Source organism: Streptomyces sp. NBC_00016, from assembly GCF_045040885.1.
Taxonomy (GTDB): Bacteria; Actinomycetota; Actinomycetes; order Streptomycetales; family Streptomycetaceae; genus Streptomyces; species Streptomyces coriariae.
On the sequence record NZ_CP108304.1, the window covers coordinates 3639924 to 3666449 of the forward strand.

22 protein-coding genes are annotated in these 26526 nt (G+C 72.3%); 8 read left to right on the forward strand and 14 right to left on the reverse strand.

Annotated elements, in window-relative coordinates; genetic code table 11:
* Positions 1 to 64: 64 nt before the first annotated feature.
* Both OG933_RS15930 and OG933_RS15935 read left to right on the forward strand, forming a co-directional pair.
* On the forward strand, positions 65 to 1609 hold the full coding sequence (locus OG933_RS15930) for an alpha/beta hydrolase (RefSeq protein WP_405627570.1): 1545 nt from the start codon (positions 65 to 67) through the stop codon (positions 1607 to 1609).
* Positions 1610 to 1747: 138 nt separating this feature from the next.
* Positions 1748 to 3310 (forward strand): alpha/beta hydrolase, encoded by a 1563-nt coding sequence (locus OG933_RS15935; protein ID WP_405627571.1) that lies wholly within the window; start codon positions 1748 to 1750, stop codon positions 3308 to 3310.
* Positions 3311 to 3396: 86 nt separating this feature from the next.
* Here OG933_RS15935 and moeZ read toward each other — a convergent pair whose 3' ends face one another.
* From moeZ to OG933_RS15995, 12 genes are all read right to left on the reverse strand, one after another.
* Entirely contained in the window at positions 3397 to 4575 is a 1179-nt protein-coding gene (moeZ, locus tag OG933_RS15940; protein WP_020130817.1) for an adenylyltransferase/sulfurtransferase MoeZ, read from the reverse strand.
* A gap of 63 nt (positions 4576 to 4638) precedes the next feature.
* A complete protein-coding gene (locus tag OG933_RS15945; protein ID WP_405627573.1) occupies positions 4639 to 5397 on the reverse strand; it encodes a spherulation-specific family 4 protein in 759 nt (252 codons plus the stop codon).
* Positions 5385 to 6347, reverse strand: coding sequence for an NAD(P)-dependent oxidoreductase (locus OG933_RS15950; protein ID WP_020130819.1), 963 nt, complete (start codon positions 6345 to 6347; stop codon positions 5385 to 5387). The genes OG933_RS15945 and OG933_RS15950 overlap by 13 nt, the downstream gene beginning before the upstream one ends.
* Before the next feature lie 429 nt (positions 6348 to 6776).
* A complete protein-coding gene (locus OG933_RS15955) occupies positions 6777 to 8063 on the reverse strand; it encodes a hypothetical protein (protein WP_405627575.1) in 1287 nt (428 codons plus the stop codon).
* Positions 8060 to 9841: a DUF3492 domain-containing protein gene (locus tag OG933_RS15960; RefSeq protein ID WP_405627576.1), complete on the reverse strand. Its 1782-nt coding sequence runs from the start codon at positions 9839 to 9841 to the stop codon at positions 8060 to 8062. The genes OG933_RS15955 and OG933_RS15960 overlap by 4 nt, the downstream gene beginning before the upstream one ends.
* Before the next feature lie 213 nt (positions 9842 to 10054).
* A complete protein-coding gene (locus OG933_RS15965; protein ID WP_405627577.1) occupies positions 10055 to 11719 on the reverse strand; it encodes a dipeptide ABC transporter ATP-binding protein in 1665 nt (554 codons plus the stop codon).
* Positions 11716 to 12723 carry an ABC transporter permease gene (locus OG933_RS15970; protein ID WP_054242723.1) on the reverse strand — a complete coding sequence of 336 codons (1008 nt, stop codon included), beginning with the start codon at positions 12721 to 12723 and terminating at the stop codon, positions 11716 to 11718. Before OG933_RS15970 ends, OG933_RS15965 begins: the two co-directional genes overlap by 4 nt.
* Complete coding sequence (locus tag OG933_RS15975; protein ID WP_362530386.1) at positions 12720 to 13769, reverse strand: ABC transporter permease; 1050 nt, start codon at positions 13767 to 13769, stop codon at positions 12720 to 12722. The genes OG933_RS15970 and OG933_RS15975 overlap by 4 nt, the downstream gene beginning before the upstream one ends.
* Positions 13770 to 13773: 4 nt before the next feature.
* Positions 13774 to 15492, reverse strand: a complete 1719-nt coding sequence (locus OG933_RS15980) for an ABC transporter substrate-binding protein (protein WP_362530388.1) — start codon at positions 15490 to 15492, stop codon at positions 13774 to 13776.
* Positions 15493 to 15688: 196 nt separating this feature from the next.
* Positions 15689 to 15784, reverse strand: a complete 96-nt coding sequence (locus OG933_RS15985; RefSeq protein WP_323178948.1) for an Ms4533A family Cys-rich leader peptide — start codon at positions 15782 to 15784, stop codon at positions 15689 to 15691.
* Positions 15785 to 15854: 70 nt separating this feature from the next.
* On the reverse strand, positions 15855 to 16796 hold the full coding sequence (locus OG933_RS15990; RefSeq protein ID WP_405627579.1) for a DUF3152 domain-containing protein: 942 nt from the start codon (positions 16794 to 16796) through the stop codon (positions 15855 to 15857).
* 463 nt (positions 16797 to 17259) lie between these two features.
* The gene (locus tag OG933_RS15995) at positions 17260 to 18231 is read right to left on the reverse strand and encodes an alpha/beta hydrolase (RefSeq protein ID WP_362530394.1); all 972 of its coding nucleotides are present in this window, start codon (positions 18229 to 18231) and stop codon (positions 17260 to 17262) included.
* Between the two features lie 241 nt (positions 18232 to 18472).
* On the opposite strand from OG933_RS15995, the gene OG933_RS16000 reads away from it, so the two are divergent.
* From OG933_RS16000 to OG933_RS16015, 4 genes are all read left to right on the forward strand, one after another.
* Positions 18473 to 18691: a hypothetical protein gene (locus OG933_RS16000; RefSeq protein WP_362530397.1), complete on the forward strand. Its 219-nt coding sequence runs from the start codon at positions 18473 to 18475 to the stop codon at positions 18689 to 18691.
* Between the two features lie 180 nt (positions 18692 to 18871).
* Positions 18872 to 19513: a TetR/AcrR family transcriptional regulator gene (locus OG933_RS16005; RefSeq protein WP_020130830.1), complete on the forward strand. Its 642-nt coding sequence runs from the start codon at positions 18872 to 18874 to the stop codon at positions 19511 to 19513.
* A 146-nt stretch (positions 19514 to 19659) separates the two neighbouring features.
* A complete protein-coding gene (locus OG933_RS16010) occupies positions 19660 to 19887 on the forward strand; it encodes a DUF3107 domain-containing protein (protein WP_020130831.1) in 228 nt (75 codons plus the stop codon).
* Positions 19888 to 20137: 250 nt separating this feature from the next.
* Positions 20138 to 20407 carry a hypothetical protein gene (locus OG933_RS16015; protein WP_362516909.1) on the forward strand — a complete coding sequence of 90 codons (270 nt, stop codon included), beginning with the start codon at positions 20138 to 20140 and terminating at the stop codon, positions 20405 to 20407.
* 84 nt (positions 20408 to 20491) lie between these two features.
* Here OG933_RS16015 and OG933_RS16020 read toward each other — a convergent pair whose 3' ends face one another.
* Positions 20492 to 21229, reverse strand: coding sequence for a ferritin-like fold-containing protein (locus tag OG933_RS16020; RefSeq protein ID WP_020130833.1), 738 nt, complete (start codon positions 21227 to 21229; stop codon positions 20492 to 20494).
* A gap of 501 nt (positions 21230 to 21730) precedes the next feature.
* On the opposite strand from OG933_RS16020, the gene OG933_RS16025 reads away from it, so the two are divergent.
* Both OG933_RS16025 and OG933_RS16030 read left to right on the forward strand, forming a co-directional pair.
* Positions 21731 to 24547: a DEAD/DEAH box helicase gene (locus OG933_RS16025; protein WP_405627581.1), complete on the forward strand. Its 2817-nt coding sequence runs from the start codon at positions 21731 to 21733 to the stop codon at positions 24545 to 24547.
* Between the two features lie 149 nt (positions 24548 to 24696).
* Positions 24697 to 25605: an alpha/beta fold hydrolase gene (locus tag OG933_RS16030; protein ID WP_362516914.1), complete on the forward strand. Its 909-nt coding sequence runs from the start codon at positions 24697 to 24699 to the stop codon at positions 25603 to 25605.
* On the opposite strand, the gene OG933_RS16035 is transcribed toward OG933_RS16030, so the two are convergent.
* The gene (locus tag OG933_RS16035) at positions 25602 to 26498 is read right to left on the reverse strand and encodes an NYN domain-containing protein (protein ID WP_405633406.1); all 897 of its coding nucleotides are present in this window, start codon (positions 26496 to 26498) and stop codon (positions 25602 to 25604) included. The genes OG933_RS16030 and OG933_RS16035 overlap by 4 nt on opposite strands.
* Positions 26499 to 26526: the final 28 nt, after the last annotated feature.

Consider the following 26526-nt stretch of genomic DNA (forward strand, 5'->3'; position numbering starts at 1 on the left):
GCACCCGTACCTCGTACGGCCCGCGCCCCGCGCGCGTGCCCGGGCGCGACCGCAGGATGGGATCATGCCGAACCCCTCCCGCCTGCGCGCCGCCGCCGTGACCGCCGCCGCCCTGCTGCTGTCCTCCATGGTGGCGGGCTGCGGCGACGACGCGCAGGACGAGGACCTGACGGCGCAGAAGCTGAGCTGGAAGGACTGCCCGGCCCCCTCCCAGGCGGAGGGCGGCGGCAGCGCCCCCTCCCCGCTGCCGGACGGCGACCAGTGGCAGTGCGCCACCATGAAGGCGCCCCTCGACTGGGACGACCCCGAGGGCGACACGATCGACATCGCGCTGATCCGGGCCCGGACGAGCGGCGACGAGAGCGACAGGATCGGCTCCCTGGTCTTCAACTTCGGCGGACCCGGCGGCTCGGGCGTCTCCACCCTGCCCGCCTTCGGGGAGGAGTACGCCGCCCTGCGCACCCGCTACGACCTGGTCAGCTTCGACCCGCGCGGGGTCGGCCGCAGCGCCGGGGTGCGCTGCGAGAACGACCAGCAGCTCGACGCGTACTTCCAGCAGGACGGCACACCCGACGACGCCGTCGAGCGCACCGCTCTGCTGGACAACACCAAGGACTTCAACGCGGCCTGCGAGAAGAACGCGAAGAAGATGCTGCCGAACGTGCGGACCACGGACGCGGCCCGCGACATGGACCTGATGCGCCAGGTCCTCGGCGACGACCGGCTGTACTACTTCGGCGTCTCCTACGGCACCGAACTGGGCGGCGTGTACGCCCACCTGTTCCCCAAGAACGTGGGACGTGCCGTCTTCGACGCGGTCGTCGACCCGACGCAGACGTCCGAACAGGGCTCGCTCGGGCAGGCCAAGGGCTTCCAGCTCGCCCTCGACAACTTCGCCGAGGACTGCACGTCCAAGACGCAGGACTGCCCCGTCGGGGACACCGCGCAGGACGTGAAGGACCGGATCGCGAGGCTCCTCGAAGGCCTGGACGGCAAGCCGATCCCGGGCATCTTCCCGCGCGAACTGACCCAGAGCGCCGCGACCAACGGCATCGCGCAGGCGCTGTACTCGAAGGACTTCTGGGAGTACCTCACCGAGGGCCTGGAGCAGGCATACGCCGGGGACGGCAAGATCCTGATGCTGCTGTCCGACCTGATGAACGGCCGCAACGAGAACGGCGAGTACAGCAACATCGCGGCCGCCAACATCTCCATCAACTGCTCCGACGACAAGCCCCGCTACTCCACCGCCTATGTGCAGCAGCGGCTGCCGGAGTTCCGGGCCGCCTCCAGCCTGTTCGGGGACTTCCTGGCCTGGGGCATGGTCAGTTGCACCGACTGGCCCGTCCCCGGCGCCGCCGAACATCCCGACGTGAGCGCGCCCGGGTCGGCGCCGATCCTCGTCGTGGGCAACACCGGCGACCCGGCGACCCCGTACGAGGGGGCTCGGAAGATGGTGGCCGCGCTGGGCCGCGGGGTCGGGGTGGAGCTGACGTACAAGGGGCAGGGGCACGGTGCGTACGGCAGCAAGAACGCCTGCGTCCAGACGGCGGTGAACGGCTACCTGCTGAACGGCAAGGTGCCGGCCGCGGGGACCGTCTGCTCCTGACACCACCCTGAATTCCCCGATAAACCCGCAGGTCAAAAGGTTATCCACAGGTCCCGACGGGTGGGCCGTGCGCCGCCTAATATGGCCTGACAGCCGTTCGCCGCCGAGCGCGGACGGCCTGCGAGGGGGGAAGTGCACATGGCGCGATTCGTACGGTGGACGGCGTTGGGGGCCGCCGCGGCGCTGCTGGTGGCGGGCTGTAGCAGCGGTGCGTCGGACGGGGAGGGGGACGACAAGGGCGGTACGGCCGACGCGCAGCCCACCGCCTCCTCCGGAGCGACCGCCACGACGGCCGCGCTGCCCGCCTCGCTGACCGGGCAGAAGCTCGACTGGGGACGCTGCAAGGCCACCGCGGACTCCGCCGCGCCGGGCAGCGACTGGAGTTGCGCGACGCTGAAGGTGCCACTGGACTGGTCGAAGCCGGACGGCAACACGATCGGCCTCGCCCTGGTGCGCACCAAGTCCCGGGCGGAGGGGAGCAAGCGGGCCGGCTCGCTGCTGTTCAACTTCGGCGGCCCCGGCGGCTCGGGAGTGTCGACGCTCCCCTCCTACGGTTCCGCGTACTCCTCGCTCCGCGACCAGTACGACCTGGTGAGCTGGGACCCGCGCGGGGTCGGCGCCAGCGAGGGCGTCCGCTGCCGCACCGACAAGGGCATCCAGGCCGCCGAGTCCCTCGACTCCACACCGGACACCCCGGCCGAGGAACAGGCCTACTTCGAGGACTCCACCGCATTCGGCAAGGGCTGTGAGAAGGCCGCCGGCAAGCTGCTGGCGCATGTGTCGACGACCGACACCGCCCGCGACATGGATCTGATGCGCCAGGTCCTCGGCGACGCGAAGATGCACTACTTCGGCATCTCCTACGGCACCGAACTGGGCGGTGTGTACGCCCACCTGTTCCCGAAGAACGTCGGGCGGCTGATCCTCGACGCGGTCGTCGACCCGAGCGCCGACTCGGTGGGCCACGCGCAGAACCAGGCACGCGGCTTCCAGCGGGCACTCGACGACTACCTGAAGTCCACGGGCCAGGACCCCGTGAAGGGCAGCAAGAAGATCGCGGACCTGCTGGACCGGATCGACACCGACCCGCTCCCCACGTCGGACGGGCGCAAGCTGACGCAGACGCTCGCGGTCACCGGCATCGTCCTGCCGCTGTACAGCAAGCAGGGCTGGCCGAGCCTGACCAGCGCCCTGAAGTCGGCGGAGGACGGGGACGGCTCCGAACTGCTGACGCTCGCCGACGGCTACAACGAGCGTGACACCTCGGGGCACTACGGCACGACGACCCACTCGCAACGGGTCATATCGTGCCTGGACGACAAGCAGCGGCCGACCGCCGAGGAGACGAAGAAGCTGCTGCCGGAGTTCGAGAAGATCTCACCCGTGTTCGGGGACTTCCTGGGCTGGGACACGGCCGGCTGGTGCCACGACTGGCCGGTGGCCGGGCAGTACGACACCCCGGAGGTGAGCGCGGCGGGCGCGGCGCCGATCCTGCTGGTCGGCAACACCGGGGACCCGGCGACGCCGTACGAGGGCGCGCGGAAGATGGCGGACGAGCTCGGCAAGGGCGTCGGTGTGCTGCTCACCTGGAAGGGCGAGGGACACGGTGCCTACGGCAGCGGGAGCGACTGCGTCGACTCGGCGGTGAACGCGTACCTGTTGAAGGGGACGGTGCCGAAGGACGGCAAGGTCTGCTCATGACGACGGCGGGGGCTTCGCGCACTCGTGGTACGCGAAGCCCCCGCCGACCGGACCGGGTACCCCGGTGCGCGAAGGGAGCTGCCGGGTCAGTAGATCGGCTTGCTCGGCTCGATCTGGTTGACCCAGCCGATCACGCCGCCGCCGACGTGCACGGCGTCCGAGAAGCCCGCGGACTTCAGCACCGCGAGGACTTCCGCACTGCGGACACCCGTCTTGCAGTGCAGAACGATCTTCTTGTCCTGCGGCAGGGCCTCCAGGGCGGTGCCCATCAGGAACTCGTTCTTCGGGATCAGCTTGGCGCCCGGGATGGAGACGATCTCGTACTCGTTGAGCTCGCGGACATCGATGATCTCGATGTTCTCGCCGTCGTCGATCCACTCCTTGAGCTGCTTGGGAGTGATCGTCGAGCCGGCCGCCGCCGCCTGGGCCTCCTCGGAGACGACGCCGCAGAAGGCCTCGTAGTCGATGAGCTCCGTGACGGTCGGGTTCTCGCCGCAGACCGCGCAGTCGGGGTCCTTGCGGACCTTGACCTGGCGGTACTGCATCTCGAGGGCGTCGTAGATCATCAGGCGGCCGACCAGCGGCTCGCCGATGCCCGCGAGGAGCTTGATCGCCTCGTTGACCTGGATGGAGCCGATCGACGCGCACAGCACGCCCAGCACGCCGCCCTCGGCGCAGGAGGGGACCATGCCCGGCGGCGGGGGCTCCGGGTAGAGGCAGCGGTAGCAGGGACCGTGCTCGGACCAGAAGACGGACGCCTGGCCGTCGAAGCGGTAGATCGAGCCCCACACGTACGGCTTGTTCAGCAGCACGCACGCGTCGTTGACCAGGTAGCGGGTCGCGAAGTTGTCCGTGCCGTCGACGATCAGGTCGTACTGGCTGAAGATGTCCATCACGTTGTCGGCCTCGAGCCGCTCTTCGTGCAGGACCACATTCACGTACGGGTTGATGCCGAGGACGGAGTCGCGGGCGGACGCGGCCTTGGAGCGGCCGATGTCGGCCTGGCTGTGGATGATCTGCCGCTGGAGGTTCGACTCGTCGACCTCGTCGAACTCCACGATGCCGAGCGTGCCCACGCCCGCCGCGGCCAGGTACATCAGCGCCGGCGAGCCCAGGCCGCCGGCGCCCACACAGAGCACCTTGGCGTTCTTCAGCCGCTTCTGCCCGTCCATCCCGACATCGGGAATGATCAGGTGGCGGGAGTACCGGCGAACCTCGTCTACGGTGAGCTCAGAGGCTGGCTCGACCAGGGGTGGCAGCGACACGGGGACTCCGTTGGTCGGTCGATCACTACAGTTGTTCTCCCCGTAACACTGCCATGGCCTTCTTCATTCCGAGACACCCGTTCCGATCCGCGAGACGAGTTCGTCCCAGTAGCCGGGCATGGTCTCCCAGGGGGAGACGAGGCCGCCGCGTTCGGTGCCGTCGGTGAACCAGATCGTCGCGGCGCCCTGCCAGCGGGCGATGCGCAGCGCCTCGTCGAGGTGACCGCGCGGCACGCCGTGCACGAGGTGGCAGAAGCGCTCGGGCGGGTGCTCCGCGGTCCACTCGGCCACCTGCGACCAGCGGTAGTCGCTCCAGGGGCCCGAGAAGGTGACCACCTGGTCGGCGTGCTCGACATAGCCGGGGTAGGGGTGGGTGCCGTGCCCGAGGACGATGTGGGGCGCGTCGCCGAGGGTGCGGAGTGTCCCGACCGTGCGGCGCAGCCCGGGGAGTTCGGCGCGCCCGGCCGGACACCGGTCCAGGAGGAAACCGTCGACCTGGTACCAGTCGAGGTGGCGCTGTGCGTCGGAGATCACCTCGGCGAAGGGCCGGGCGCCGTAGCGGGTGTCCAGGCGCCCGAGGACCCGGACGCCGGCGTTGCGCAGCCGGCCCGCGGCCTCCAGGCAGCGCGGGTCGGGGCGGACGCCGGGGCCGTCGGCGACGTCGAGGACGACCCAGTGCAGGGGTCTGCCGGAACGGGCGAGTTCGCGCCACTCGGTCGGTGCGAGAAGGGGGTGCGCTATGCCGGGTACGCCGAAGCCGGTGCGGACGTCGGTGGTGCCGGCGCTCGCGGTGCCCGCCGGGGTTCCGGTCAGATACGACATGCCGCCTCCATCCAGATGTCGGCGAGGGACTCCTCGAGGTTGATGCGGGGCCGCCAGCCGAGCCGGTCGCGGGCGGTGCGCACATCGGCCTGCTGCCAGGTGCCGCAGCCGTCCGGATACGGGTACGCGACGGGGCCCGCGTGGTCGGACTCGGGGCGCGGGTGGCCGATGGCGGGCCTGAGGTGGACGCCGGGCGGCCCGTCGAGTTCGTGCAGTGCGCCGCCGTACCCGGCCACGCGCGCGAGGATCGCGGCGGCGTCGCGCAGACGGACGGCGCGGCCCGAGCCGATGTTGATGACGCCCTGCGCGGCGGAGAGCGAGGCCGCGTGCACGGCGCGGGCGACGTCCCGGACGTCGATGAAGTCGCGTTGCACGCCGAGGCCGCCGAGCTTGAGCTCGCCGTCGCCGGACTGCATGGCGCGGCGCATGGCCTCCGCGAGTCGGCCCAGCGGGGAGCCGGCGGGCGTGCCCGGACCGGCGGGCGAGAAGACCCGGAGCACGACGGCGTCCAGCCCGGAGCCGAGGACGAGTTCGGTGGCGGCGAGCTTGCTGACGCCGTACGGGCCGCCGGGGCGCGGCACGGCGTCCTCGGCCGTCGAGGAGCCGGGCTGGCTCGGGCCGTACTCGGCGCCGCAGCCGATCTGCACCAGACGGGCGCCGCAGCCGCTGCGGCGCAGGGCCTCACAGACGGTGGCGACGGCGACGGTGTTGTGCCGGGTGAGTTCGCGGGCGCCGCCCCGGGTGGTACCCGCGCAGTTGACGACGACCTGGGGGTGGACCGCGTCGAGGAAGCGGGTGAGCGCGCCGGGGCTGCCGGACGCGAGGTCGAAGCGGACGTCGGCGTCGTCGCCGCGGCCGAGCGCGGTGAGCTGGACGGCCGGGTCGGCGAGCAGACGGTCGGCGACGAAACGACCGAGGTAGCCGTTGGCTCCGATCAGCAGGACCCTCATCGTGCGGCTCCCGGGGTGTGCGCGGTGGCTGTGGCCGGAGCCGCGGAGGCTCCGGTCGCCGCGTGTCCTCCGGCTGCTCCTGCGACCGCGGGGGCGCCCGTGACCGCGGGTGCCCCGGTATCTCCGGTCGCTCCGGATCGGGAGGTGGTCATCTGGTCTCTCCTTCAAGCGTGTTGCGGTGGGGTGCGGCTGGGTGGAGGAACACGTGCGTCGCGTGGTCCCGGTGCGGCGGAAAGCACGGCGGGGGATGCGCCGTGCGCGCTGGCCGTGCCACCGACGGCAGGCGTCGGCGGAGCGGGCGGGTACGGGTCCGGGTACGAAGACGGGGTCGGGCTCGGATCGACACGACTGGTCCATCCAGCACGACTGATCCGTCCGGCACGACTGGTCCGTCCAGCACGATCGGTCCGTCGAGCACGGCTGGTTCCTTCAGCACGGCTGGTCCGTTCGTGCGTGGGCCGAGGCCCTGGTCAGCGTGCGGGTCGCGTGGAACAGCAGGGTCAGCGCGGCGGCTGCGCAGACGAGGGTCGGGACACCGGCCGGGCCCCAGGCGGCCACCAGGCTCTCCACGGGGGCGGCCAGGAAGCCGCAGCCGGGCAGCCGACCCGCGAAGACCGTGGCCGGGGCGAGCGCCTCCGCCGTGCCGACGACTCCGAGGACGACCGCCGGGGCGTGGGTGAAGCCGTGCACGGTGAGGAGACGGGCGAGGAAGAGGAGCGCGCCCAGGGTGAGGGTGTGGCCGTAATCGGCCGACTCGCCCAGGACCGCGGCGCTCAGCGGGGTCAGCGCGGCCAGCGCGCCCGAAAACAGGGCGAAGGTGCCGAGCAGCAGGGGCTGTACGGAGGCGGCGAACTCCTCCAGGCCACGGCTGGTGTCCAGGCGGCGCCGGGCGTGTACGGCGAGGAGGTGGGCGCTCCAGGCGGCCGGCGCGCAGGCCAGGGTGAGGGTCAGCAGCGGGGCGGCGGCGAAGGGCCAGGGGCCGCCCGTGGTCCCGTCGGGCAGGCCGTCGGGACCTCCGGCGACGGCGGCACGCAGAAGGCTGTCGCCGAGGGCCGCGTAGCCGAGGAGCCAGCAGGTCCAGGCACCCGTCCGGTGCGGGCCGGGGTGGGCGCCGCGGTGCGGGCTCAGCGGGCCCCGGCGCAGTACCGCACGCAGGGCGAGGGCGACGGCGAGGATGCCCGCTGCGGCGACGAGCAGACAGGTGCGCCCATGGGTGAGACGCACACCGGTCACGGCGGCGGCGCACAGGACGCCGGGCAGGAGGGTGAGCAGTGCCCGGTCCAGGCGGGGCCGCGGGGTCGCCGTGACCGTCGGGGGCGGGGGCGCGTCGCCGTCGCGGGGGACGCGCGCGTACATCTCCTCCGCGAGGGAGAAGACGTCCCGGTGCCGGAAGCGTGCGGCGGTGCGGTCGGTGACCCCGTGGGCCTCCAGGCCCGCCGCGATCTCCAGCGGGTCGACGGCGCGTTCGCACAGCTCACGGTGACGGTGCATCAGGGCCTTCACCGGATCCGCGGCACCCCGGCGGGGAGCGGCCGGTGCGCGCCCCTCGGCGCCCGCGTCGACGCGCGCCCCGAATCTCCCCGGCGCCTCCGCAGCCCCCGGCGCTCCGGGCGTTCCCGGCGACGGCGTACCCGACCTACCCGGCGTTCCCGGTGTGCCCGGCGTTCCCGGCGTTCCCGGCCTACCCGGCCGGTCCAGTTCTTCGAGCCCGCTCATCGCGCACCCTCCGTCGCGGCGATCGGCGAGGTGTCCCGTGCCGCCGGCCCCGCCGCCCAGCTCGGTCCGCCACGGGCGGTGACATGCGCGTCCGGACCGGCCCAGTGACCCGTCAGACACGCCTCGGCCGGGACGGCGAACGGACGGGGATCGCCGTCGTCGAAGAGGAATCGCCGCGCCGGGGCCTGGGCGACGAGCTCCAGGTAAATGCCGTGAAATGCCGTGACGTTCTGCTCGACCGTGAAGAGTTCCAGGGCTCGGGCGCGGGCGGCCGCGCCCAGGCGTGCACGGCGCTCCGGGTCACGCAGCAGCGCCACGCACGCCTCGGCGAGCGCCCGCGGATTGCGCGGCGGAACGACCAGTCCCGTGCCGCCGATGACCTCGACCACCGCTCCGACGTCGGTCGACACGGTCGCGCGGCCGCAGAACATCGCCTCGACCAGGCCGACCGGGAACCCCTCGACGACGCTGGACAGGACGACCACCGCACCGGCCGTGTACGCCTCGGCGAGGGTGGGCGCGTCCGGGCCGCCGATCTCCTCGAAGGACACCGGGTTGTCGCCGACGGCGTGCGGTCCGTCCGCCTCGTCGGGGAAGAGCTGTGCGGCCAGCACCTTGCAGTGGCCGAGGTAGGCCTGCCCCTCCGCCCCGGCCGCAGCGCCGATGATCCGCAGGCGGGTGCGCGGTTCCTGCTTGCGCAGCTCCGCGAAGGCGTGCAGCAGGGAGACCAGGTCCTTGGCCGGTTCCACCCGGCCGACCCAGACCAGGGTGTGCGGATCGGCGGTGTCGAGGGAGTCGCCCGCCTCGGCGAAGCGGGACGCGTCCATGCCCGGGTAGACGGTGCGCAGTTTGGCGCGGTCGGCACCGCATCGCTCCTGCCAGCGGCGGGCGTGCGCGTTGCCGGGGGTGACGCATGCCGCCTGCCGATACACCTCGGCGGCGAGCCGACCGTGGAAGGCGGCGACCAGCGACCGTACGGCGGGAGCCGCCTCGGCGGACGGCGCGGGCGCGGGCCCCACGGGCCCCGCTGGCGAGGGGCCGGTCCCCGAACTCAGATAGTGCGTCCGCAGCCGGACCCCGTACTCGGTCACCAGCAGCGGCACGTCGAAGAAGTGCCGTGCGAGGAGCCCGGGCAGGGCCGCCGCACCGCCGGACGTGGCATGGCACAGGTCGACCGCGCCGAGGCCCTCGCCCCCGTCGCCTCCGCTCTCGTCCCCGTACCAGTCGAGCGAGAGGGGGCGCAGGGCGCGTTCGAGGTGCGCGGCGACGGCGAGCAGTTCGGGTACGCGCGCCTCGCGCGCCGTACGCAGCGCGCCGGGCGCGCGGCAGGCACGTTCCAGAGCGCGCACGGCACTCTCCGAGCGGAGTGCCCCCACCAGGCCGCCCTCGTCCCGGGCGAGTTCGGCGAGGCCGTACAGCGCGTTGGCGAAACGGTCCGCCTCAGCGGCCGCAGCGGCCCCCGGGGAGCCCGCCGGGTCCGGGGGGTCCCCCTCGCACAGCGCGGTCACCAACTCGCCGTAGGACTCCGCGAAGCGCCGGCGCGCGCGCCTGCCGTAGGCGACGCCGTCGTCCTGCGCCGTCCACAGCGGCGCCGTACGCACCCGGCTGACCTGCGGCGGAAGCTCGACCCAGCCCGCTGCTTCCTGGTGTTCGGCACGGCTGAGCGCGTAGACGTCGAACTCGTGCTGCCCGAGCCCGCGCACGAGCCGGTCGCACCAGAGCCCGGCGTCACCGCTCAGATACGGATAGCCGCCCTCCGTCAGCAGTCCGATGCGCACGCGCACTCCCGATCTCCCGTTTGGGGAGCCGCCGTTGACCCGGCGGCTCGCAGCGGGACGAACGTATGCGGACAAGGTGGTGGTGCGACGGACGGTTGTCCGTCGCACCACCAAAAGGGGTGAACGGTCGTAACTTTCCCGTGCGGGTCGCGTTCGGTCGCGCTAGGAGATCATCCGACTGCGAAACGTCACGTCACACGTGCCACACGGGTCTCAGGCCAGGGCCGGCTCCCGCCGTTCGGCGCGTCGGCGGGCGGCGACCGCCGGGTCGAGTGCCGGTACGGCGGCGAGCAGCTGCCGGGTGTACGGGTCCCGCGGCAACTCGTACACCTCGTCGGCGGGCCCCTCCTCGACGACACGGCCGCGTCGCATCACCGCGACCCGGTCGCTGACCTGGCGCACCACGGCCAGGTCGTGGGCGACGAAGACCAGCGCGAGACCGAGTTCTCGCTGGAGCTCGCCGAGCAGGGCGACGACCTGGGCCTGGGTGGTCACGTCGAGCGCGGAGACCGGCTCGTCGCACACGATGACGCGCGGGTCGGCCGCGAGTGCCCGCGCGATGCCCACGCGCTGGCGCTGCCCGCCGCTGAACTCGTGCGGGTAGCGGTCGTAGTGCGCGGCTTCGAGTCCCACACGCTCCAGCAGTTCCGACACGCGCCCCCTGATGCGCGCCTCGTCCTTCCCCCGCACGCCACGCACCCGCGCGCGGAGCGGGTCGGCGATGGACTCACCGACGCTGCGGCGGGGGTTGAGGGAGGAGACGGGGTCCTGGAAGACCATCTGCACGGTCGGGTTCACCCCGGACGACACCCGGCCCTCGTACCGGACCTCGCCGGCCGTCGGCTCCAGCAGTCCGACCAGCATCCGGCCGAGTGTCGTCTTGCCGCTGCCGCTCTCCCCGACGACGCCGAGGGTCTCGCCGCGGTGGACGGTCAGCGACACGCCGTCCACGGCCGCGAAGGCCCCCTTGCCGCGCCCGAACTCGCGGCGCAGCCCGTGCGCCTCCAGCACGACCTCGCCGGACGGCTCGGTGGCCGGACGCCGTCCGTCCGGCTGCGACCCGCCCGCGTCCGGCTTCCGCAACCCGTGCCCCACGGCGCGGCGTGCCTCCACCCGGGGCACGGCTCCGAGCAGCTCGCGCGTGTACGGCTGCGCGGGAGCCGCCAGAACGGCTTCGACCGGCCCGTGCTCGACGAGCCGGCCGTGCCGCATGACCAGCACCTCGTCGACGCTCTCCGCCGCCACGCCCACGTCGTGCGTGACCAGCAGCAGCCCCATGCCGGTGTCCTCGCGCAGGGCGTGCAGCAGGTCGAGGATCTGGGCCTGGACGGTCACGTCGAGCGCGGTCGTCGGCTCGTCGGCGATCAGCAGGTCGGGTTCACAGGCCAGCGCCATGGCGATGAGCGCGCGCTGGCGCATGCCGCCGCTGAACTCGTGCGGCCGCGACCGGGAGCGCCGGACCGGGTCGGGAATTCCCACCCTGTCCAGGACCTGCACCGCACGCGCGCGTGCCGTACGGCGCGACACACGCGTGTGCACGCGGTACACCTCGGCGATCTGGTCGCCGATCGCGTAGTACGGGTCGAGGGAGGACAGCGGGTCCTGGAAGACCATCGCCGCCCGGCCGCCGCGCAGCCGCCGCAGTTCCTCGTCCGACGCGGCCTGTACGTCGGTCCCGGCGACCCGTACCGAGCCGCCGACGGCGGCCCCCGTCCCCCGGTGCAGCCCCAGGAGGGCCGAGGCGACCGTGGACTTGCCGGAGCCGGACTCGCCGACGAGGCCGAGGGCGGCGCCCTCCGCCAGGCGGAAGGAGAGGCCGTCGACGGCGCGCAGCGCGCCGAACTCGACCGTCAGGTCAGTGACTTCCACCAGGCTCATGCGAGCACCACCCGTCGGTCGGCCACCGCGTACAGGACGTCCGCGACGGCGTTGGCGAGGACCACGAAGAAACCGATGACCAGAACCATGCCGACGACCACCGGAAGGTCCACGACGTTGACCGCGTGCACCAGTTCCTGGCCGATGCCGGGGAGCCCGAAGAGGGTCTCGGTGAGCACGGCGCCGCCGACCGCGGAGCCGAAGTTGTTGGCGTTCAGCGCGATGACCGGCGCGAACGCCCCGCGCAGCGCGTGCCGCCCGATGATCGACCGCTCGCCGACGCCGTACGCGCGGAAGGTGCGGATGTGGTCCTCGGCAAGGGTCTCCAGCATCGACGAGCGGGTCAGCCGGGCGAACGAGGCGGCCTCGATGAGGGCGAGCGAGAGCCAGGGCAGCAGCAGGTTCCACGCCCACTGCTCGGGGTCGTCGGTGAGGTTCACGTACTGCGGGAAGGGCAGCAGTTCGAGCTCGCCGCAGACGACGATCATCAGGATGAGGCCGATCACGAACACGGGCGTGGCCGTTCCGGCCAGGGTGACGGCGGTCAGGACGCGCTCGGTGAGCCGCCCGCGCCGCCAGGCGGAGAGCACGCCGGTGCCGACGCCGAGGATCAGCCAGACCACCATGGCGCCGAGGACGAGCGACAGGCTCACCGGCAGCTTGGTCAGGATCAGCCTGGTGACCTGCTGATCGCTCTGGTACGACAGCCCCAGGCAGGGCGCCGGGCAGTGCTCCACGGAGGTGCCGGTCGAGTAGTCCTGGCCGGCGACGAGACCCTCGACGAAGTGCCAGTACCGCACGTAGAGGGGTTCGTCGAGGCGCAGTTGCTGGGCGACCTGGTGCACCTGCGCCGGCGAGCAGCGCGGCCCGCAGGTGATCTGGGCGACGTCGCCGGGGGTGACGTAGAAGACGACGTAGACGATCACCGAGATGGCGAACAGGGTGAGGATCGTGCCGATGCCCCGGCGCAGCACGAAGCCGCCGAAACCGCCGAAACCGCTCATGAGGACGTCTCCTTCTCGCCTGCGGTGTCCGCGCGGTGCTCCCGCCGGCGTCCCGTCCCCACCCGCAGCCGGGACGCCGCGCGCGGGTCCAGCGCCGTGCGCACGCCGTCGCCGAGGACGGTCAGCGCGAGGACGGTCACGAAGAGGGCGCCGGCGGGCAGCAGCAGGTACTGCGGGGCCGCCTGGTACCAGACGTCGGCGGCGGTGAGCATCTGTCCCCAGGACGGCGTCGGCGGCTTCACGCCGACCCCGAGGAAGGACAGCGCGGCCTCGACGGTGATGTTCTGCGGCACGAGCAGCGCCGCGTACGTGATGACGGGGGCGGCGAGCCCGGGCAGCAGTTCCCGGCGGGCGATCCGCCAGGTGCCCCAGCCGCTGAGCCGGGCCGCCGAGACGTGGTCGAGCCCCTTGAGGGTGAGCGTCTGGGCGCGCACCACCTTGGCGATGTTGCCCCAGGAGAGCAGCCCGATGACCAGGGTGACCAGGACAGGCCGGGGGAAGCCCGCCGGGACGATCGCGAGCAGTGCCAACGACATGATCATCAGTGGCAGGGCGACGAAGATGTCGGTGATCCGGCTCAACAGTTGATCAACCCATCGGCTGCCGAGCGCGGCGGCGATGCCCAGGGTGACGCCGATGGCGATCTGGATGACGGTCGCGGCCAGCGCGACGCCCAGCGACACCCGGGCGCCGTGGACGAGACGGGCGAACAGGTCGCGTCCGGTCTGCGGTTCGACGCCGAGCCAGTGGTCGCCGCCGATGCCGCCCAGCGGGCCGACGGGCACGCCCCCGCGCGCGGAGTCGATGAGGGAGGGGTGGTAGGTGGTCGGGTCCTGGCCCTCGATGGCGGTGAGCAGCGGCGCGGCGAGCGCGACCAGGACGAGCAGCGCGACGACGACCGCCGCGACGAGGGCGGCACGCTGCGCTCGCAGCCGCCGCCAGAACTGACGGGCACCCGAGGCCCCCGGGACGGACGCGGGGTCCGTACCGGGGGCCTGGGCGGCGACGACGGCCTCGGCGGCCGCCTTGGTGACTGCCTCGCTCACGGTGCTACTTCACCGCGACCTGCGAGGGATCCAGGACGCCGTCCCAGTCGCTGATGACGATGTTGCGGATGTCCTCGCCGTAGAGCCGCTTGTAGACGGGGTGGAACAGCGGCACGGTCAGCGCCTGCGCGCCGATCTTCTTGTCCAGTGCGCCCCACCTCTTGGCGGCGGCGTCGAGGTCGGTCAGCTTGTTGATCGCGTCGATCTCGGCATTGACCGTCTTGTCGTTCAGGAAGCCCGTGTTGAAGTTGGCGCCGTCCTTGACGATCTGCCGGCCGTCGAAGATCGGGGCGAGGAACGGACCGCCGGAGGGCCAGTCGGCGCCCCAGTGGGCCAGGAAGAAGCCGGGCTCGGTCTTCACGTCGTGGATCGTGTCGGAGTAGTCGTTGTCCTCCAGGCCCTGGAGCTTGACGGTGATGCCGGCCTTCTTGAGCGCGTCCTGGATCGCGGTCGCGATCTCCGGGCTGGTCTCGAAGTCCTGGCTGTTGGAGTGGGTGAGGGTGATGGTCAGCCCGTTCGGGTGACCGGCCTGCTTCAGCAGTTCCTCGGCCTTCGCCGCGTTGCCCGTGCTGCCCGCCGGGAAGAGGTCGTAGGGCTCGTAGCCGAAGGACTTCTGGTTCGGCAGGTAGGTGGTGGCGGCCTCGGCGAGCGAAGAACCGCCCGCCGCGTTGACGACCGACGACCGGTCGACGGCGTACGAGATCGCCTGCCGCACCCTGATGTCGTCGAACGGCTTCACGTTCGGGTTGAACGCGATGTAGTTGGTGTAGCCGAAGTGGCCGGTGCCGACCCGCGCCGCGAGTTCCTTGTCGCCGCTGACCTTGGCGAGTTCGGCCGGGCCGAGGTTGGTGTCCGTGGTGATGGCGGCGGCGTCCGCCCCCTGGGACGCGGACAGCCGCTGGTTGATCACCGAGGAGTCGAGCCCGGACCGTACGTCGATCTTGTCGGGGTACGCCTTGCGCTCGGCGTCCGTCTTCGCCGACCAGTAGGTGTTGCGCTCCAGGGTGAGCCGCTCGCCGTCGTTCTCGTTCTTGACGACCTTGTAGGGGCCGGACGAGACCGGGTGCTCCTCGTACTTCGTACCGGTGTCCTTGGCCTTCGGGACGGGCGCGAACTGCGTCTGCGTGGCCAGGTACGGGAACTCGCCCTCGGGCTTGTTCAGATGGAAGACGATCGTCCGGCTGTCCGGCGTCTCGATGGCGGCGAGACCCTTGGAGTCCTTGTACGGCCCCTGGTAGTCGGCCGCGCCGACCAGCCAGTCCCGCAGGTAGGGCGCGCCGCCGGAGAGCTCGGGCGCGAAGGACCGCTCGATGCCGTACTTGATGTCGGCCGAGGTGATCGCGGTCCCGTCCTCGTACTTCAGGCCCTCCTTGAGGGTGTACGTCCACTCGGTGGCGTCCTTGTTGGGGCGCCCGGTGTCGGTGGCGAGGTCGGGAACGACCTCGGTGCCGGGGGCGCCGTTCTCACGGTTGCGCGTGGTGAGGGTTCTGAAGACCAGGGTGGGGACCTTGCCGCCGCCGGAGGTGTAGAGGCGGGCCGGGTCGAAGTCCTGCTGGGGGTTGCGGTTCAGGATGGTGAGCGTCCCGCCCTGGTGCGGGGCGGAGTCGCCGCCGGAGGCCTTGGCATCGTTGTCCTCAGGCCCGCAGGCGGCGGCGCCCGCGGCCACCACCAGGCTGACGGATGCCGCGGCGACGCGGCGCGCTATGAGGGACGGTTGACGCATCGGAATGACGACCTCTCGGTTGGCGGTCTCGCCGCCCCTGCCGGGGCATCTCGGTATCCGAGACATATGGACGAGGAGTGAGACGAACGTGAACAGACGTCCGCCCCGGCGCCGGGTCGTCGAAGAGCCGTGGCCGTGACCGGGTCACGGCTCGGCGAGAAAAGGGAATTCGCGACGCACGCGCCTGAGGGCGGCGTCAGCGACAGTGGATGTCGGCCACGCAGAGCGCGGTCACGCCGAAGAGCGCCAGCTCGATGGCGGCGCTGCTGTCGACGGGATGACTAGACCACATACGCAGCAATATGGAGGAACTTTTTGGGCATGTCAACGCGCCCCATGGGACACCTGTCCATCCCTGGGGCTCAACTGCCGGGATAGGGCCAGGCGTTGGGCAGGCAGTGGATCCCGTCGTGGTCGAGGAACTTCGTCTGCTGCTGCATGACGGGCGCCAGGTCGCCGTCCTTGTCGCAGGTGACATGGCTGTAGCCGAGGCGGTGGCCGACCTCGTGGTTGATCAGCATCTGCCGGTAGGCGTACATCTTGTCGCCGAAGGTCTCCGACCCCTGGGCCCACCGGTAGGCGTTGATCATCACGCGCTCGGTGGCGGCCGAGTCGCAGGAGACGTTGTCCTCCGTGGTGTCCAGACCGGACTTGGCGCACCACACGGCGGTGGTGCCCGGACTGGCGAGCGTGATGACGAAGTCGGCCTCGCCCGACTGGATCCGCTCGAAGGTGCGGGCGCCGTCGTGGGCCCAGCTGCGGGCGTCGTTGAGCGTCTTCTGCACGGCCTGCGCGAAGAGTTCGCCGTCGAGCCCGAGGCCCTGCTCCACGTCCACGCGGTAGGTGTACTTCTGCCCCTTGCCGGGCGCCTTGTCGACGCCCGCGACGGCGTCGAACTTTCCCGACCCCTTGAGCTTGGCGCCGAGCGCGTACTTCCTGTCCATCCGCTGCGCGTACGTCAGCGTGGCCGCGGCGCCGGGCGCACCGGCGGACACGGACGGGCTCGGCCGGTCCTCCCCTCGCGCGGCGTCGCCGTCGACGGCCTCACGGGTCTGCCCGGAGGCGGACTGCGACCGGACGGAGTCGTCGTCCCGGCCGGTGGCGACCTGTCCGGCGACGACGACGGCCAGCACTGTGGTGACGGCGGCGGCCGCGATACCGGCGAACGCCCGCCCCTTGACTGCCGGGGCGGTCGCGGGCTCGCCGGTGGGCGGCGCGTCGCCGCCGTCGACGGCGGCCGGGCCGGTGGTACGGAAGGCAGCCTCCCGGTTGGTGTCGGTGGAGTAAGGATCCTGCTCACGCACACGTGTGGCGGTGGACGGCGTCCTCGCGCGCGTGAAGACGTCCTCGTCGTCCTCGCCGAAGGCGTCGAGGTACTCCTGACGCGGGCCCTGGCGGGAACCTTGACGAGGGCCCTGGCGCGGACCGTCCTGGGGTATGGGTCGCTGACGCGGTATCACGGGCTGCCCGGTACCCGCTGATCGTCCCCTCAAGTCACCCCAGCCGCCCCCGTCCTCACGCTGCTCGGGGTGACCGCCCCGCACCTGCGGGAACCCGTGGGCCGGAGTTCCGTCGGGAAACGGAAAGCGGGGCACTCCGTGCGAGGGGGTTCCGTCGTACCCCGGGGGCGGCACCTGGACGCGGGCGCCACGCGGGTCCCCCTGGGGGGACGGCTCCGGAGAAGCCCCCTGTGACGCGCCCTTGGAGCCGCCTTTGGCGGCACTCCTGGGCGCGGGTCCACGCCGGCTGTGGCGTCCCACGTAGGTCTCAGCCTCCCGAGGTCTTGGTCGCGGTGTCGGCGAGCAGCTCCCGGAACGCCGTCGCCACCGTCTCGGGATATTCCATCATCGCCACGTGCCCGGCGTCGGGCAGCGTGAGCAGGCGGGAGTCACGAAAGGTACGGGCGGCCCGCTGCGCCATGCGGAAACCGACGAGCTGGTCGCGACCACCGTAGACCAGGAGGGTCGGAGCGAGGACGCGCTCGGCCTGGCGCCACAGCCCGTGCTGACCGCCCAGCGTGTACGCGCTCAGCAGGCCGCGCGTGGAACGCGTCAACGCGTCCCAGAAGTACGGCAGCTGAAGGCGCCGCTCCAGTTCCTCCACCGCGTGGCGGAACGCGTCCGGGCTGACGCGCCCGGGATCGCCGTAACAGAGCGCCGTGACGCCGCGGACGCGCTGCTCGGCCGTCCACTCCCGGGTGAACCTGGTGAAGAGCGCGGCCACGCCGGGCAGCCCGACCAGTCCGGTGGGCACCGCCGTCCGCTGCACCCGCAGCTCCGGCAGCGCGGGTGACACCAGCGTCAGCGTCCGCACGAGGTCGGGCCGGACCGCGGCGACGCGCGTGGACACCGCACCGCCGAGGGAGTTGCCGAACAGGTGCACGGGTCCGCGGTCGACCGCGTCGAGATAGCGGATGACGGCACGCGCGTGTGCCGTGATGGAGTAGTTGCCGTCGTCCGGTGGCGGGGAGTCGCCGAAGCCCGGCAGATCCAGGGCCTCGCTCGCCACCACCCCGTCGAGCAGCGCCATCAGCGCGGACCAGTTCTGCGAGGAACCGCCCAGGCCGTGCACGTACAGCGCGGGCTCGAGGCCCTCACGCGCGGGCGGCCTGGAGCGGACCGTGAGCGTGACGCCCGGCAGCCCGACCGACCGGAGCCGCTCGCCCTCGGCCACCCGGACCGCGATCGCCTTCGGCAGCACACTGGTGGGCGGCACGGAAGGCAGCTCGGTCGAAGACATGCGGGCAATGTTACGAGACGATCACGCCCGCCTTTGTGTGTTCGCCGTCACACGCGCGGGTCGCACGCGCGCGGGACGCACACCGTCCCGGCATCGCGCCGGTGTCATACCCACCCGAATCTGGGGCACTCCGCACAGCGATCGCATGGCGTCCGAAACGGGTGTCTCCTAGGCTCGTACCGAGGGCACCCGCTTGTGGCCCCTGCACCTCGCAGGGACGTTCGTAGGAAGGGAGCCCACCATGGCCGTTGACCCCACCGACCCGGAGACGCTCGAAGAGGACGACGACTTCGGGGAGATCGACGTCGAAGCGCCGGAGAACGACGCCGCCGAGCAGTCCAAGGACGTGACCCCGAAGCGCGACGACTCCCTGGAGGACGTGGATCCCGCCCGGGCCGACGAAGCCGATCTCGTCGAACAGGCACGCGTCGTCCCCCTCGACGAGGACGACTATCGCTGACATGGGCCGAGCTGGAGCGCGGCGGAGTATGCCCGTAACATCCCGGTCCAAACCTTTATACACCGCTTTTGTCGTCGTCCAGTCCGTGAAATTCTGCACGCGCACCGCGCACAGCACGGTTACCGAAAAGTACGATGGCGTCGCGGCGCTCACCGCATGAGGACCACTTTGGGAGGCGGCGTGACAGCCATCGAGCAGACAGAGGCGGCGCGCCCGCGAGGCACCCGCCTGCCGCGCCGTGCCCGTCGGAACCAGCTGCTGGGCGCCGCCCAGGAAGTCTTCGTGGCGCAGGGCTACCACTCCGCCGCCATGGACGACATCGCGGAGCGGGCCGGAGTCAGCAAGCCGGTGCTCTACCAGCACTTCCCCGGCAAGCTCGACCTCTACCTGGCCCTGCTGGACCAGCACTGCGAGTCGCTCATCCAGGCCGTGCGCGGCGCGCTCGCCTCGACGACCGACAACAAGCAGCGGGTCCGGGCCACGATGGACGCGTACTTCGCCTACGTCGAGGACGACGGCGGCGCCTTCCGCCTGGTCTTCGAGTCGGACCTGACGAACGAGCCCGCGGTGCGCGAGCGCGTCGACAAGGTCACCACCGAGTGCGCCGAGGCGATCTGCGAGGTCATCGCGGAGGACACCGGTCTCTCGCGCGCGGAGTCGATGCTGCTCGCCTCGGGTCTGGGCGGCCTCGCCCAGGTCGTGGCGCGGTCCTGGCTGCACAGCGACCGCAGCGTGCCGCGCGACCAGGCGGTGCAGCTGCTGGCCTCGCTGGCCTGGCGGGGCATCGCCGGTTTCCCGCTGCACGGCACCGATCAGCACTGACCGCGGGGGCGCCCGGCCGTTTGTTCCCGCCTGCTGTTCGCTCCTGGCGTGGACGGCCACGCCGTGAACGTCCCCTCACCGGGCTAATGTGTGCAGCGTACGGCGCGGACGCCCGCGCACCTCATGACCGTCGGAGGGACATAGCCGTGGAGGTCAAGATCGGCGTGCTGCACGCACCCCGCGAGATCGTTCTGGAGAGCGGTCAGACTCCCGAGGAAGTCGAGCGCGTGGTGGCCGAGGCCCTGGCCGGAAAGTCGCAGCTGCTCAGCCTCGTGGACCAGCACGGCCGCAAGGTCCTGGTGCCGGCCGACCGCCTGGCCTACGTCGAGCTGGGCGAGCCCGCCCCGCGCAAGGTGGGCTTCGGCGCTCTGTAGGCGAAGCAACGCGAGTGGGGCCCGGCGACCAGATGGTCGCCGGGCCCCACTCGCGTTCTCGCCACCGGAGATCCCCACCGGACGTCCCTACCGACCTTCCCGCCGTCGGACGCCCGGCCGGTTTCGCTGTCAGCGTCTTCTCCACAGATGGAGCACAAGCCGGCCACAGAGGAGGATTGCATTCCGCAGGTCACGGGTATGACGGGCTACGACCTTGATGCAGAGCCCCAACCGTCCGGGAGGGACCCATATGATCTTGGAAGCGCTCGGCTCCGCTGTGCTCGGTCTCGTGCTCGCGTGGGCGGCGGTCCACCGCTTCTCGCACCGACTGCCGGTGCGCACCCTCGTCTTCGCGACGGGCGTCGCCGGAGCGCTGTTCGGTGACTTCGTCACCCACAGCGCGCTGGGCCCCGGTACCGCCGTGGCGAGTCTCCTCGGCGCGGGGATCGTCTCCGCCGCCTCTCTCTCCCTGCTGCTGCGCCCGGCCGGCCGACTCCGCCGGCGGTCGGCCCCGGCCTGAGCCCGGCGACGACCGGTGACAGCCGGCGGGGAGGGGCCTGTGCGGCCGCTCCCCCGCCCGCGACTCGACCGGCCGGACAAAGTTCTAGGCGGCCAGCCCCAGCGCCGCCATCCGCTTGGTGTGCGCCTCGGTGATCCGGGAGAACATCCGGCCGACCTCGGCGAGGTCGAAACCGTCCGCGACGCCGCCCACGAGCATCGTCGACAGCGCGTCGCGGTCCGCGACCACCCGCTGGGACTGCGACAGGGCCTCGCCCATCAGCCGCCGCGCCCACAGCGCGAGCCGTCCGCCCACCCGCGGGTCGGCGTCGATCGCGCCACGCACCCGGTCCACCGCGAAGCCGGCGTGGCCGGTGTCGTCGAGCACGGCCAGCACCAGGGCGCGGCTGTCGGTGTCCAGGCGCACCGCGACCTCACGGTAGAAGTCACTGGCGATCGAGTCGCCGACGTACGCCTTGACGAGGCCCTCCAGCCAGTCCGACGGGGCCGTCTGCCGGTGGAAGCCGTCGAGCGCGGCGACGAACGGCTCCATCGCCAGCGTCGGCTCCTCACCGATCTCGGTCAGCCGGTTGCGCAGCCGCTCGAAGTGGTGGAACTCGGCCGACGCCATCTTCGCCAGCTCCGCCTTGTCCTCCAGCGTCGGCGCCAGCTTGGCGTCCTCCGCGAGCCGCTCGAACGCCGCCAGCTCGCCGTACGCCAGCGCACCCAGCAGATCCACGACCGCGGCCCGGTACTGCGGGTCGGCCGAGGCCGTCGTCCAGTCCTGGGCGGCGATCCCGGTGGCGGTGTTCTCAGGCTTGTCAGAGGTCGTCATGAAGCGCACAATAGCCCGCTCGTCGCACGGGGGAAGTCCCTGGTCAATCAGTGTGACAACGAAGACGTACGGGACCACCCCCGGCACTGTGACAACCACAACGTGACCGAATCGGCCATCGCGTGTGCGCGATTCCGGGGTATGGTGGTAATGCGCCTGCCGAATATTCGACGGGCCGCACGTATGAGGATGCCCGGTCGGTGGCCCGATCGGCTCCGACCCGACAGCCCTCCTCGCCCGTACGGCACTGTGCGTACGGAAACCCGGAGGGGACCCCCTCAGCGGTACGAGCGCTAGAGCGTCGGCAGAGGTCCCGTGTCCTGACGGCTGGCCCGTGAGGCAGTCGACGTCCCCCGGCACGGTCCTGACACGACCCCCGCGCTCGCCTCGCACCGCGCACACAGAAGAGGCAGCACCCTGACTACCACGTTCCGAGAGCTCGGCATTCTTTCCGAGACCGCTGAGGCCCTTGAGGCCGTCGGCATCATCAGTCCCTTCCCGATCCAGGAGATGACGCTCCCCGTGGCCCTCACGGGCACGGACGTCATCGGCCAGGCCAAGACCGGCACCGGCAAGACGCTCGGCTTCGGACTCCCGCTCCTCGAGCGCGTGACCGTCCCCGCCGACGTCGAGGCCGGCCGCGCCCGGCCCGAGGATCTCACCGACGCCCCGCAGGCGCTCATCGTCGTCCCCACGCGTGAGCTGTGCACGCAGGTCACCAACGACCTGCTGACCGCGGGCAAGGTACGCAACGTCCGCGTCCTCGCCATCTACGGCGGCCGGGCCTACGAGCCCCAGGTCGAGGCCCTGAAGAAGGGCGTCGACGTGGTCGTCGGCACCCCGGGCCGACTGCTGGACCTCGCGGGCCAGAAGAAGCTCGACCTCAAGCACATCAAGTCGCTCGTCCTGGACGAGGCCGACGAGATGCTCGACCTGGGCTTCCTGCCCGACGTCGAGAAGATCATCAACATGCTTCCGGCGAAGCGCCAGACCATGCTGTTCTCGGCGACCATGCCGGGCGCGGTCATCGGCCTCGCCCGCCGCTACATGTCGCAGCCCACGCACATCAACGCCACGTCGCCGGACGACGCGGGCAGGACCGTGGCGAACACCAAGCAGCACGTGTACCGCGCGCACAACATGGACAAGCCCGAGATGGTGGCGCGCATCCTCCAGGCCGAGGGCCGCGGCCTGGTCATGGTGTTCTGCCGTACCAAGCGCACCGCCGCCGACCTGGCCGACCAGCTCCAGCAGCGCGGCTTCGCCTCCGGCGCGGTCCACGGCGACCTCGGCCAGGGCGCCCGTGAGCAGGCGCTGCGCGCCTTCCGCAACGGCAAGGTCGACGTCCTCGTCTGCACCGACGTGGCCGCCCGCGGTATCGACGTCGAAGGCGTCACGCACGTCATCAACTACCAGTCCCCCGAGGACGAGAAGACCTACCTGCACCGCATCGGCCGTACCGGCCGCGCGGGTGCCAAGGGCATCGCGGTCACGCTGGTCGACTGGGACGACATCCCGCGCTGGCAGCTCATCAACAAGGCGCTGGAGCTCGAGTTCAGCGACCCGCCGGAGACGTACTCCACCTCTCCGCACTTCTTCGAGGAACTCGGCATCCCCGCGGGCACCAAGGGTGTTCTGCCGCGCTCGGAGCGCACCCGCGCCGGGCTCGACGCGGAGGAGCTCGAGGACCTCGGCGAGCCGGGCGGCCGCGGAGCGCGCGGTCGCAGCGACCGCGACCGGGGCGGTCGTGGTGACCGCGGTGGCCGTGGTGACCGAGGCGGCCGTGGTGACCGGGGCGGTCGCGACGACCGCGGTGGCCGCAGCGAGTCCCGTTCCGGCGACCGGACGGCGGAGCAGACCGAGGAGCGCGAGCGTTCGGCGCGTACGCCCCGTCGCCGTCGTCGTACGCGCAACGGCTCCCCGCTCGACGCGACGCCCGCCGGGACCACGGCGGCCGAGCAGGCCCCCGTGGCCGAGCCGACGCCCGTGGCGGAGGAGACCGCAGGCCCGCGTACTCCGCGCCGTCGGCGCCGCACCCGCAACGCGTCCGCGCACGAGGCCGCCGTCGTGACGGCCGTGCCGGCCGGCGCGGCGCCCGTCGAGCCCGTCGCCGAGGTCGCGGAAGCGGCTGTGGCGGCCGTGGCGACCGCCGAGGGCACCGCTCCGGAGGCAGCTCCGGAGACCGTGGCCGCGCCTCGTCGCCGCCGTACCCGCAAGACCGCGGAGACCGTGCAGACCGAGGCGACCGCCCCGGCCACCGTGACGGAGCCGCCGGCCGCCGAGGCCGCTGTCGCCACCGCGGAGGCGCCGGAGGCCAAGCCGCGCCGCCGCACCCGTAAGGCGACGGCTCCGGCCGAAGCCGTGGTCGAGACCGTCGAGACCGTCGAGGCCCCGGAGGCCGTCGCGGCCGCCGAGACCGTGGTCAAGCCGCGCCGCACCCGCAAGACGGCAGCCGCGGCCCCGGCCGAAGCCGTCGTCGACACGGCCGAAGCGACCGAGGCCAAGCCCCGCCGCCGCACCACCCGCAAGGCCACCGCGCCCGAGACGACGGCCACCACGGCCGACATCCCGGCCCAGGCCACCCAGGAAGCGGAAGCCACCAAGCCGCGCCGCACCCGCAAGACCGCCGCCACCGCCCCGGCCCCGGCCGAGGCCGAGACCGCGGTCGACACGGCGGAGGGTACGGAGGCCAAGCCGCGCCGCCGCGCCACGCGCAAGGCGACGGTCCCGGCCGAGGCCGCGACCGACACGGCCGAGGCCACCGAGGCCAAGCCGCGTCGCACCCGCAAGGCGGCTGCCACGGCCCCCGAGGCCCCGGCGACCGTCGAGGCCCCCGCGGCCGTCGAGCCCGAGGCCAAGCCGCGTCGCACCCGTAAGGCAGCGGCTCCGGCCGAGGCCGCGGTCGACACGGCCGAGGCCACGGAGGTCAAGCCGCGCCGTACCCGCAAGGCCGCCGCCACGGCGACGGAGCCGATCGCGGAGGCCGCCGCGGCCGCCGCCGCTGCGGTCAAGCCGCGTCGCACCCGCAAGACGGCAGCCGCGGCCCCGGCCGAAGCCGCCGTCGACACGGCCGAAGCGACCGAGGCCAAGCCCCGCCGCCGCACCACCCGCAAGGCCACCGCGCCCGAGACGACGGCCACCACGGCCGACATCCCGGCCCAGGCCACCCAGGAAGCGGAAGCCACCAAGCCGCGCCGCACCCGCAAGACCGCCGCCACCGCCCCGGCCCCGGCCGAGGCCGAGACCGCGGTCGACACGGCGGAGGCGAAGCCGAGGGTGCGTCGCACCCGCAAGGCGGCGGCTGCCGCGGAGCCCGCGGACGGCTGATCCACCGGCATGGCATGACGGCCCGACGGCCCGGTCCCTCCTCGGCGAGGGGCCGGGCCGTCGGCGTTCCCGGAAGGGCGTCCCGGAAGGGCGTCCCGGGAGAGGTACCACCGACGGCGTGCGGTGGGCCCTCCCGGTAGCCTCGGGGCGTGACCAGGCCCAGCACCAGCAGTCCCTTCCCGCCGCCCCCCGGCGCGCTCTCGTATCCGCTGCGGACCGAGCGCGGCGAGTTCGCCGTCGTCGACGCGCCCGTGCCCGCCGGTGTCGAGCAGCGGGGTGTCGCGCTGCTGCTGCCCGGCTTCACCGGCAGCAAGGAAGATTTCCACCGGATGCACGAGCCGCTCGCGGCCCGCGGCTACCGGGCCGTCGCCGTGGACGGGCGCGGGCAGAACGAGTCCGACGGACCGGCTGCCGACGAATCCGCTTACGCGCGTGAGGAGTTGGCGCGGGACGTGCTGGCGCAGGCGGCGGCCCTCGACACCCCTGTCCACCTGATGGGGCATTCCCTCGGCGGTCAGATCGCCCGTGCCGCCGTGCTTCTCGACCACTCCCCCTTCCTGTCGTTCACGCTCGTCGCCTCGGGCCCGGCCGAGATCTCGGAGTCCCAGAAGCAGCGGGTGAAGCTGCTGCACGACGCCCTCGCGGTGATGACGATGCCGGAGGTGTGGGAGGCGATCCTGGCGATGGGTCCGCCGGAGGAGGTCGGCGGTCCGGCCCGCGGCCCCGGCGACCCCGAGCTGTTGCGCCGGCGCTGGCTGAACCACAAGCCCGCTCAACTCCTGGTGACCGGTCGCCAGTTGTGCGCGGAGCCGAACCGGGTCGGTGAACTCGCCGCCGTTCCGCTGCCGTTCCATGTCCTGTCGGGTGCGCGGGACGACACCTGGCCGGTGCCCCTCCTCGACGACATGGCCGTGGAGCTGCGGGCGCACCGGACGGTCGTCCCGGGCGCCGAGCACTCGCCGAACCAGGACCAGCCGCTGCCGACGGCCCACGCGCTCGCCGACTTCTGGGACCGTCACCCCGGGTGTCGGGGGCCCGTCCGGCCGGTCAAGTCCTAGTACTGCGTCTGCACGTGCTCCCAGAAACCGTCCCGCAGGGCGCGTCTCAGGTCGGCCTGGCCGCGCAGGGAGTACTGGAGGATGCCTTCCGCCTCCACGAGAAGATCCTGATCGACGGAGCCGGGGAGGTAGGGGTGGCCCGGCAGCAGCTCGGCCAGCGACTCCCTGCCCCGCGCCGCCAGCCACTTCGCCGCCACCTGCGCGCCGACGAAGCGGACGGCCTCACGGGTGGGCCGGTTCACGCCGGGGCCCTCGTAGGCCGGGGCGGCGCGCCGTGAGACGTACGGCTTGAAGAAGTCGAGGTCGAGGGTGCGCTGGCTGTCGACCTCCCAGAGCAGCGGATCGGCCTGGTTGCGGCCTTCCGGCGCCTCGATGCCCCAGAGGTGCACCCGGGCGCCGTACCCCTGCGCGGCCTCCACCGCCGAGACCAGGTCCTCGTCGCCGCCCAGCAGGGCCGCGTCGCTGATGGCCCGGTGCCGGGCCAGGGACTCCAGGTCGGTCCGGATCAGCGAATCGACGCCCTTCTGCTGGTTGTTGGCGTTCAGGTTGCCCAACCGCACCTTCACGTCCGGCAGTTCGGCGATGGACTGCTGCTCGGGGGTGTGGATGCGGCGCCGGGCGCCGTCGTACCAGTAGACGCGCAGCAGCCGGCTGTCGGCGAAGATCGAGCGGGCGCGGTCGATGAGCGCCTCGATCAGACCCTCGGCGTCGAGATCGAAGGCCCTGCGGTCCTCGGTCCCGGCCACCAGGCGCCCCGCGGCCGCGTACAGATACCCCGCGTCGACGAAGATCGCGTGGGTCGAGGGTGTCTTGGCCACCTCGGCGAGCATGCGTGTCAGCAGCGCGTTCGTGCGGTCGATACGGTCGGCGAGGGCCGGGAGGTCGTCGTTCATCGCCTCCATTGTTCCGGTGGTCACGCTG

What these genes read in the sequence shown, in the direction of transcription:
- OG933_RS15950 (WP_020130819.1), bottom strand. Translation starts at nt 6,347, where the DNA reads ATGAGGGTCCTGCTGATCGGAGCCAACGGCTACCTCGGTCGTTTCGTC.
- OG933_RS15985 (WP_323178948.1), bottom strand. Translation starts at nt 15,784, where the DNA reads ATGTGGTCTAGTCATCCCGTCGACAGCAGCGCCGCCATCGAGCTGGCG.
- OG933_RS15935 (WP_405627571.1), top strand. Translation starts at nt 1,748, where the DNA reads ATGGCGCGATTCGTACGGTGGACGGCGTTGGGGGCCGCCGCGGCGCTG.
- OG933_RS15945 (WP_405627573.1), bottom strand. Translation starts at nt 5,397, where the DNA reads ATGTCGTATCTGACCGGAACCCCGGCGGGCACCGCGAGCGCCGGCACC.
- OG933_RS15955 (WP_405627575.1), bottom strand. Translation starts at nt 8,063, where the DNA reads ATGAGCGGGCTCGAAGAACTGGACCGGCCGGGTAGGCCGGGAACGCCG.
- OG933_RS16000 (WP_362530397.1), top strand. Translation starts at nt 18,473, where the DNA reads ATGGCCGTTGACCCCACCGACCCGGAGACGCTCGAAGAGGACGACGAC.
- OG933_RS15995 (WP_362530394.1), bottom strand. Translation starts at nt 18,231, where the DNA reads ATGTCTTCGACCGAGCTGCCTTCCGTGCCGCCCACCAGTGTGCTGCCG.
- OG933_RS15930 (WP_405627570.1), top strand. Translation starts at nt 65, where the DNA reads ATGCCGAACCCCTCCCGCCTGCGCGCCGCCGCCGTGACCGCCGCCGCC.
- OG933_RS16025 (WP_405627581.1), top strand. Translation starts at nt 21,731, where the DNA reads ATGACGCTCCCCGTGGCCCTCACGGGCACGGACGTCATCGGCCAGGCC.
- OG933_RS15965 (WP_405627577.1), bottom strand. Translation starts at nt 11,719, where the DNA reads ATGAGCCTGGTGGAAGTCACTGACCTGACGGTCGAGTTCGGCGCGCTG.
- OG933_RS16035 (WP_405633406.1), bottom strand. Translation starts at nt 26,498, where the DNA reads ATGAACGACGACCTCCCGGCCCTCGCCGACCGTATCGACCGCACGAAC.
- OG933_RS16015 (WP_362516909.1), top strand. Translation starts at nt 20,138, where the DNA reads ATGATCTTGGAAGCGCTCGGCTCCGCTGTGCTCGGTCTCGTGCTCGCG.
- OG933_RS15980 (WP_362530388.1), bottom strand. Translation starts at nt 15,492, where the DNA reads ATGCGTCAACCGTCCCTCATAGCGCGCCGCGTCGCCGCGGCATCCGTC.
- OG933_RS15970 (WP_054242723.1), bottom strand. Translation starts at nt 12,723, where the DNA reads ATGAGCGGTTTCGGCGGTTTCGGCGGCTTCGTGCTGCGCCGGGGCATC.